Origin of the sequence: Globicatella sanguinis NBRC 15551 (assembly GCF_001552295.1) — a bacterium.
In the GTDB taxonomy this organism is placed as follows: domain Bacteria; phylum Bacillota; class Bacilli; order Lactobacillales; family Aerococcaceae; genus Globicatella; species Globicatella sanguinis.
Map to the genome: position 1 here is coordinate 1 of NZ_BCQX01000116.1, position 7,047 is coordinate 7,047.

Sequence of the window (7,047 nt, forward strand, 5' to 3'; positions counted from 1 at the left end):
CCATTGTTAGTTATAAATAAGAATTGTGGACCATATATAAACCGTTTCGATTTACCTGGTGGAAGTTTGGAAGATGGCGAAACTTTATCTGAGGCAATGAAACGAGAATTCCTTGAAGAAACGGGTATTGAAATTGAAATTATAAAAAATATTGGGGTTACGGATTTTAAGCTACCTTGGATGTGGAAAGAGTTTTCGGATGTTCACCATATTGCCGTCTATTACCTTGTGAGAAAAGTTGGTGGGAAACTACAAACACCCGAACAATTTGAAGGGCAGGATTCATTAGGTGCCGTGTGGGTAACAGAAAATGATATTTCTTTTGAAAATGCTTCTCCATTAGTTGTGAAAGCATTTGAATGGTTAAAGACAGGAGACTTAGGAATAGACGCTCATGTTTATACGGATTGGAAGGTTCTAAAATAAATAATCATTATTCCCGAACCGGGCGTGATTGTGGAAGAATAATAAAAATCATTCGTTTCAATTTCCTAGAGATAAATGTCTTACATAAATTATTTTTTATCAAAATTTTAACTCTTTTTCCACTCAACAGAAAAAAGCCCCTTCTCAGGAGCTTCTCTTATCGACCGCATTCGCTGTGCAGTTACAGTGCCAACTTTTTCCATTTCCTAATCTTAGTTCTAATTGTGCCAAAGGGAGACACTGTGCTCACATGAATAAATTTATAGACTGGCCATACTGCGGTTTTAGTGGCTTCATCTGCCCAGTCTCTCATATGTGGATTGAATAACTCTTCTTCGTTTATGCATCAATCTATCTTAACTGGCAAAAGGTCTACCCTTGCCATGGTTATATTTGTTTTAATGTAGATTTTGGCAATACTAGGCATAAGCATGAACATAATCGCCTTCACTACAGCTAAAGAAGATAAGTAAAGCTTCTATGATTATGTATATGGCAATGGGATGGATATCAATTGTCCTTATCTATCCGATTTATAAACATATAGGCATATGCTATATTTGGTATTTGCTACTTGGAGGACTTTTCTATAACATTAGGCCAGTTTTTTTATTCAGTAAATATAATTTCCATACAATCACGCCATCTGGCAGAACTTTAGACTTACAGCAGCCTTTGTCATGTTTTATGGCAACTATCTATTTTTAAAATAAGGAGAAATAAATGATTAATTATAAAAAAGTTAGCGTAACAGCAGAAGATTTAGTCCTGGAAGAATTGCTTGAGTTATCAGAAGCGTGGGCAGAGGAAAATTGTTGCCCTGCATACTTTAAGAATGATCCAACAGAATTTATTAATCGCGATATATATGTAGCTGTTGAGGATAATCGTATTGTTGCGTATGCCTTTGGACATATCAGTGTTCAAAAAGAAGAAACCTCATATAATAAGATTGGGGAGAAAGCCTTTGAGCTTGACGAGATCTATGTTATTCACACACATCGTAATAAAGGCATAGGAAAAGAACTTTATAGATTTTTAGAAAATGACGTGCGGGATTATGTTGAAGTAATTGGAGTTATTGCAACATCGCATCAATATAATAAGCTTCTAAAATTTTACATTGAAGAGTTAGATTTTCAGTTTAATCACGCATTATTAGTAAAACGAACACATGAATAATTCACACTTTTTTAGGAATTAGATTTTTTTAGTAAATGATTTGAAATAAATTTGAATCGCAGAATTTATACTTAGCACTTTTTTTTGCGCTTTGTATTTTATATAATAAAGCACAAAAGTGAACTGCCCCCTAAGTTAGATTTTTGTCTAACTTTTTTTTGGGGGGTAGTTTACTTATCAACTTTTCTTTTCAAGCAAGACCACACACTCCGTATGTGTCGAGTATAAGAGTTGGATTGGTTTTGATATGTTGGATAGGGAGTATGGTTGGCGAGATTATTATTTACCTTCATTCTTGACCTCTTGCTCCAGTGCTTTAATTGTCTGCAAGTAATCCTCTTCCACTGGCGACAAAGTATTCTTTTGATACTCACGATACTCTTTCTTCGCTTTATCCATGGCCTGTTGGTGACTGATCTTGCCTGCGGATTGCAGGACAGGTCGGCCAGTCACACTGAGGACACGATCCAAATGGTCAACGTAATCACTCATATGCATGGGATTATGTTGTATAGCTTGAACCTCAGCAAAATCAAAGTACCCAGAAACTAAGTTGTTCAAAATTTTTAATTCATCTTCCTTTAAGTAGTTCTTAGCCACTTGAATATCTTTCAGAGTCGGAATGGCACCTGCAAAGGTAGTCAGTCCCATAAAAGGTTGGCTTGCATCAGCTCTTTGGTAAATCACCTCAGCAGCCGTTTGTCCATGAGCTGCATAATGTAATTTATTCTGAACCATCTTGAAGAAAGTGATAGATTCTTGGCTCTTTGGATCATAATCAACACTGGTTGCATATAAATCTAGGACTTGTCGGTACATGACTTTTTCTGATGAGCGAATATCACGAATTCTGTCCAATAGTTCTTTCCAATAATTACCGCCAGCTTGCCCCTTAAGCCGCTCATCATCCATAGTAAAGCCTTTAATGATATATTCCTTCAATCGCTCAGTAGCCCAGCGACGAAAGTGAGTGGCGACCTTGGATTGAATGCGGTAACCAAGGGAAATGATCATATCCAAGTTGTAGTGTTTAACTTGATAATTCTTTCCATCCGAAGCAGTTATTCGGAATTTCCGAACAACTGAATCTTCATCTAGTTCGCCTTCGTTTATTATGTTTTTTATATGCTCGCTAACATTAGCTTTACTAGACTGAAATAAGTCAACAAGTTGTGCTTGTGTCAACCAAACTGTTTCATCTTCAAGTTTAACATCTAATTTACTAGTTCCATCTTCACTTTGGTAGATGATGATTTCCCCGTTGCTATCATGTTCCATCATTCGTAACTACCTCCTTCATTAATCAATTTAATCGATTTTTCCCGTTTAGGTCACAATTACTTCCTTCTAGGGGTATTATACCAAAAAGCAATGCATAGGGCATAGACCCATGTCACTGCCGCTACATAGGTCTACATCTCTCTTATTTCAAAGTTATTTTAAAGGTGGTTCTTCCAATAAATTTTGAGGGCAATTGCTATTAGTATCTGCCCTATTCCTACAATAACCAAAGTATAGAAGATTGTATCGTTGAAGAAACCTACCAAAATTGCACAAATTAGGGTGATGAAAGATAAAATTGGGATCACATGGAGGCCAGATTTCATTTGAATTAACGCTTCTCTTTCATCATATTCTCTGATATAAACTTCTTTTAGAACGTCTCATCTTTAAGCATCTTCCACAATTTTCCTAATTGAAAGACGCAGACTAATTCTTTCCCAATAGAAAGACCTGTTGCAAACCCTCTAACACTCTCTACCGTTTGCCCCCTATCCTTCAAAAGCACATTGCCAATGATGACAAATACGAGGGCGACGGCAATAAGCGCTTGATAGACGCTGACCCGATTCTTAATTTCCCTCCGATACTTCTCCAAGTTCATGATTCATCCTCCTCATCAAATATAAAAACATCCTCTATCCTAAAGCCGAAATATTTAGAAACTTTATAGGCTAACGGCAAGGAGGCAATATACTTGCCTGTCTCAATCGAGGTAATGGTCTGCCGTGTGACGCCAACGATATCTGCTAGTTCAGCTTGAGATAGCTTCTTCTCTTTTCTCAATTGAGGGATCTTCGTCTTCATTTGTCCTCCTTTCGTATTCTATCATTTGCATAGTGACCTTTACATTTATAGTAAAGTCAACTTTGCGTTTTATGTCAAGTAAGCTTTGCACCTCGAAGCGAAAATAGTTCTCCTTTCCACTCATCTCTTCAACTAACAAAAGAGCCCCTTCTCAGGAGCTCTTCTCAACTTCATAAACCTCTACAAACCCTATTTCGATCAGCTTTTCTTTTCAATCACCTACGCTATCGCTACAGACCTGACGCTGTAACTCACTTCGTTCGAACAGCCTCAAGCAATACCACTGCCTCAGCAGCCGATTACATCCAATCATTTTCTCGCTTCGCTCGTCATTCTAGGGCAATCCGTGCTTGGGTTGTTCCGTGCTCTATACACTTTACTTTTGGCTTTCATTAATTATCTCTTTTGCTTGATGCAAAATAGGCAGTTCTCTGTTTGCTATAAGTGTTCCTAACCTTGTATTTGCCCTATTTTCATATTCTCGAACAGCTTCGTCATATGTCAATTTTAATGTAGATAAATGAAGACTTTCTATTTCATCCAGAGTCAAATTCTTTTCTCCGAATGACTTTACTTTGCACAAGAAATAATTATTAATATTATGCCTGTGAATCAGATTGTAATAATCGCTTACAACTCCGATTTTGCAAATTATTTCTACAGATATACCAAGTTCTTCTTTCAATTCTCTTTGAATGGCGGTTTGTAAGTCCTCGCCTATCTCAACTCCGCCACCCGATGTTTCAATCAATGTTGCTTTTCCAAAATCATCATCTCGTTCTACTCTTACAAAATAGAACAAACCGTTTTCATCATAAACTATTGCTCGGGCAATATTTCTGTCATGATCAACATATTCAAATTGCCATTGTGTATCCTGCAATTCAATATTTATTTGCTTATTCAACATATATTTTTCCTCAATAAAGTAAAAATCAACTCCGTATAAATCGGGATTTACAAAACCTTCATCTTTCTTTTCGTTTTAATGATAGCTTTACATTTTTCATCTATTGCAAGCCAAAACATATCATCACGATAGATTTCTTCAAATTTAATAATTTTCACACTTTTACTCCTGTATTTTAGTCAACAGAACCACACACTCTGTATGTATCGGGGTTAAGCTATTGATTCAATTTTATATGGTGAGTGCGTAGCTATGCTGAAATAGAGTCTACTTGTTCTTCTAATTCTTTTATACGATGATTAATTTTTCTTTGAACTTCAGAATCCCAGCAAGGTCTCTCCGAACCCAGCCAAACCTTTAATTTCTCAATCTGGGTTTCTGTTAGATTAATATTATTAAGATTGTGTTTTCTTATAAAGATTGGTCTTTGTTCCAGAATTAAAATCCTTCTTACAGGATTAAATCTAATTAACGATGAAAGACCTTTATCACCAGTTAATAAATATGGAATTTTTAATGAATCAAATTTGCCGTACTCTAATTCCATTATCATCTCAATATACCTAATATGGCTTAGATCCCACGCCATACCAGATAGTTTTCCTAATTTGTTTTTCGTGTTCTCTTTGACATTCAAAAATCTTTCTAAATGACGATTATTGTTCAAATATAAAACCGAGGTAATTATTTCATTTTCAGCAAGAATTGGAATTTCTTCGATGATGAAATCTATTAAATCATCAATTTTATTAGTGTTATTTGCATATGTATTCTTTATCAAAAATGTTTTTAATAATAAGATATAAGCCAAAGTGTAGTACTTAATTATTGGAGTTCCTAAATAAATATCATTAGATATGTTACTAAAACGCATATCCGCACCTTGCAAAATTGCTAATTTATCACGTTCATAAGCTTTTGCTATCGTTCCATCTTTTGATGGATCATAAACATCTAATGTTTCTAATGCTTGCAATGACTTATGAATATCATATTTATTTAGTTCATATCTATTGAGCTGCGTCTCTATTAAATACGGATTAACATCTATTCGCATTCTCTTCTCTTTGACATAATTAATTGCTTCAATAAGTGCCTGGTTGTTAGACCTATTTTTAAATATGTCACTAACGATATGGCCTATCACATTCGAATCAATGCTTACCATATAATCTACTTTTATTTCAATAGTATCTTGGTTCAAAATTTGTTTACTCAGTAATAATGTTTTTGAGAAATCCATTACACTATCAAGAAAAAACTTATCACCAAAAGATTTAGGTTCCATCATGGAGCTACTTGCTTTATCAGACCAATCCAATAAAACTAAATCATCTGGAAAATCATCACTCAAAATTATACGAATCAAATCCTCACCAGTAGCCATCGCTAAATAACTTTTAAAATCTAGCTCCATTAGACATACCCCGCTCTCTTTCTCGAATGTATCATTTCATTATTTCTATTATAAACCAAAGAGAGTCACAGCACCATGCTATCCATACACAGTGATAGTGTCAAATTATTGTTGGTTTTCCTCTACCATACTTTTATATTTCCCTGAACCCAGTTTCATGGATTCCATATTTTAACCGGCGCCTTTGGCACCGTGCCTCCATCCGCATTCAGTTCGTCGCCGCTCGCTTTCGTTATGAAGACGGGGTTCACTCTATTGGATTTCAATAACCAGCGATGGTCTCAAAAATCTGTCGACTCCGTGTGTTATTGGAGTAGTGTAAGATCGCTACTTTACCACTCCATTCATACTGGCGGGCGTATTTTCGCCCCACACGGCCATCTAATTTATTGACTCTTCGTTCTCTTTCTGCTGTTTTTGTTTGATTTCTTACCCAAACTTTTAAATCACCACCATTTAGGTCATAAGCACGCGCTTTAGCGATGTTTTCTGCGCCTGTTGTACTCCATCCCAGAGGTCTCGAACTTAAACGAGCACTTAACCAATGGCTAACGTGACCTTCGGCACAACAACCGATATATTGCGACTCTCTTTGTCTTTGGATTGCATCCCAATTGCCTATTAGATAGCGGCGAACCTTTTGAAGCGTTTGTTTTGAAGATTCGGGTAGCGACGGATCGCTGAGTCGCACTTTGAAGTAGTCCTGTAGATAGTCTTTTTCACCTGTATGAAGCCAGCGATGTAACGTGGCGTATAAATGTTCAGTACTGATACCAACGCATGCCTGACGAAGGTATTTCACCGTATGATAAGGGTCAAGAACAAAGTGCGTCTGAGTCGGGAGATAGTCCAATCCTTTCTTAATCCAGTGAGCCCCGTCACCACTTAAATAAAGGGTCGGACAGGCCGCAAAATCATATTGTTGGTCGAGATAGTAATAGACGTCTTCCCACAATTCTTCGCTATCTTCGTATAAGCCTGTGAATATGCGACGAACATTTAATGCTTTTCGATCACTTGACCC

General features: G+C 36.4%; 8 protein-coding genes and 1 pseudogene. 2 read left to right on the forward strand and 7 right to left on the reverse strand.

What is annotated here, in order from left to right:
• A partial coding sequence (locus tag GSA01S_RS08620) for an NUDIX hydrolase (protein WP_066126673.1) occupies positions 1 to 426 on the forward strand: 426 nt, incomplete at its 5' end.
• A gap of 181 nt (positions 427 to 607) precedes the next feature.
• Here the strand turns inward: GSA01S_RS08620 and GSA01S_RS10570 are convergent.
• Positions 608 to 769 (reverse strand): annotated as a pseudogene (locus tag GSA01S_RS10570) (ClbS/DfsB family four-helix bundle protein); the annotation flags it as partial.
• A 380-nt stretch (positions 770 to 1,149) separates the two neighbouring features.
• On the opposite strand from GSA01S_RS10570, the gene GSA01S_RS08625 reads away from it, so the two are divergent.
• Entirely contained in the window at positions 1,150 to 1,608 is a 459-nt protein-coding gene (locus GSA01S_RS08625; RefSeq protein ID WP_066126675.1) for a GNAT family N-acetyltransferase, read from the forward strand.
• A gap of 279 nt (positions 1,609 to 1,887) precedes the next feature.
• Here the strand turns inward: GSA01S_RS08625 and GSA01S_RS08630 are convergent, their stop codons facing one another.
• The 6 genes from GSA01S_RS08630 to GSA01S_RS08655 form a co-directional block, all read right to left on the reverse strand.
• Positions 1,888 to 2,889: a virulence RhuM family protein gene (locus tag GSA01S_RS08630; protein ID WP_066126676.1), complete on the reverse strand. Its 1,002-nt coding sequence runs from the start codon at positions 2,887 to 2,889 to the stop codon at positions 1,888 to 1,890.
• A gap of 373 nt (positions 2,890 to 3,262) precedes the next feature.
• Positions 3,263 to 3,493 carry a hypothetical protein gene (locus tag GSA01S_RS08635; protein ID WP_066126678.1) on the reverse strand — a complete coding sequence of 77 codons (231 nt, stop codon included), beginning with the start codon at positions 3,491 to 3,493 and terminating at the stop codon, positions 3,263 to 3,265.
• Complete coding sequence (locus GSA01S_RS08640; protein ID WP_066126681.1) at positions 3,490 to 3,696, reverse strand: helix-turn-helix transcriptional regulator; 207 nt, start codon at positions 3,694 to 3,696, stop codon at positions 3,490 to 3,492. Before GSA01S_RS08640 ends, GSA01S_RS08635 begins: the two co-directional genes overlap by 4 nt.
• Before the next feature lie 376 nt (positions 3,697 to 4,072).
• Complete coding sequence (locus GSA01S_RS08645; RefSeq protein WP_066126683.1) at positions 4,073 to 4,606, reverse strand: NUDIX domain-containing protein; 534 nt, start codon at positions 4,604 to 4,606, stop codon at positions 4,073 to 4,075.
• Between the two features lie 250 nt (positions 4,607 to 4,856).
• Positions 4,857 to 6,023, reverse strand: coding sequence for a hypothetical protein (locus GSA01S_RS08650; RefSeq protein WP_066126684.1), 1,167 nt, complete (start codon positions 6,021 to 6,023; stop codon positions 4,857 to 4,859).
• Positions 6,024 to 6,285: 262 nt separating this feature from the next.
• Positions 6,286 to 7,047 (reverse strand): UPF0236 family transposase-like protein (locus tag GSA01S_RS08655; RefSeq protein ID WP_174519409.1); only part of this gene is annotated, 762 nt, incomplete at its 5' end.

Excerpts from the sequence above, each read along its gene's own strand:
- GSA01S_RS08625 (WP_066126675.1), top strand. The coding sequence starts at position 1,150 with ATGATTAATTATAAAAAAGTTAGCGTAACAGCAGAAGATTTAGTCCTG.
- GSA01S_RS08640 (WP_066126681.1), bottom strand. The coding sequence starts at position 3,696 with ATGAAGACGAAGATCCCTCAATTGAGAAAAGAGAAGAAGCTATCTCAA.
- GSA01S_RS08630 (WP_066126676.1), bottom strand. The coding sequence starts at position 2,889 with ATGATGGAACATGATAGCAACGGGGAAATCATCATCTACCAAAGTGAA.
- GSA01S_RS08650 (WP_066126684.1), bottom strand. The coding sequence starts at position 6,023 with ATGGAGCTAGATTTTAAAAGTTATTTAGCGATGGCTACTGGTGAGGAT.
- GSA01S_RS08635 (WP_066126678.1), bottom strand. The coding sequence starts at position 3,493 with ATGAACTTGGAGAAGTATCGGAGGGAAATTAAGAATCGGGTCAGCGTC.
- GSA01S_RS08645 (WP_066126683.1), bottom strand. The coding sequence starts at position 4,606 with ATGTTGAATAAGCAAATAAATATTGAATTGCAGGATACACAATGGCAA.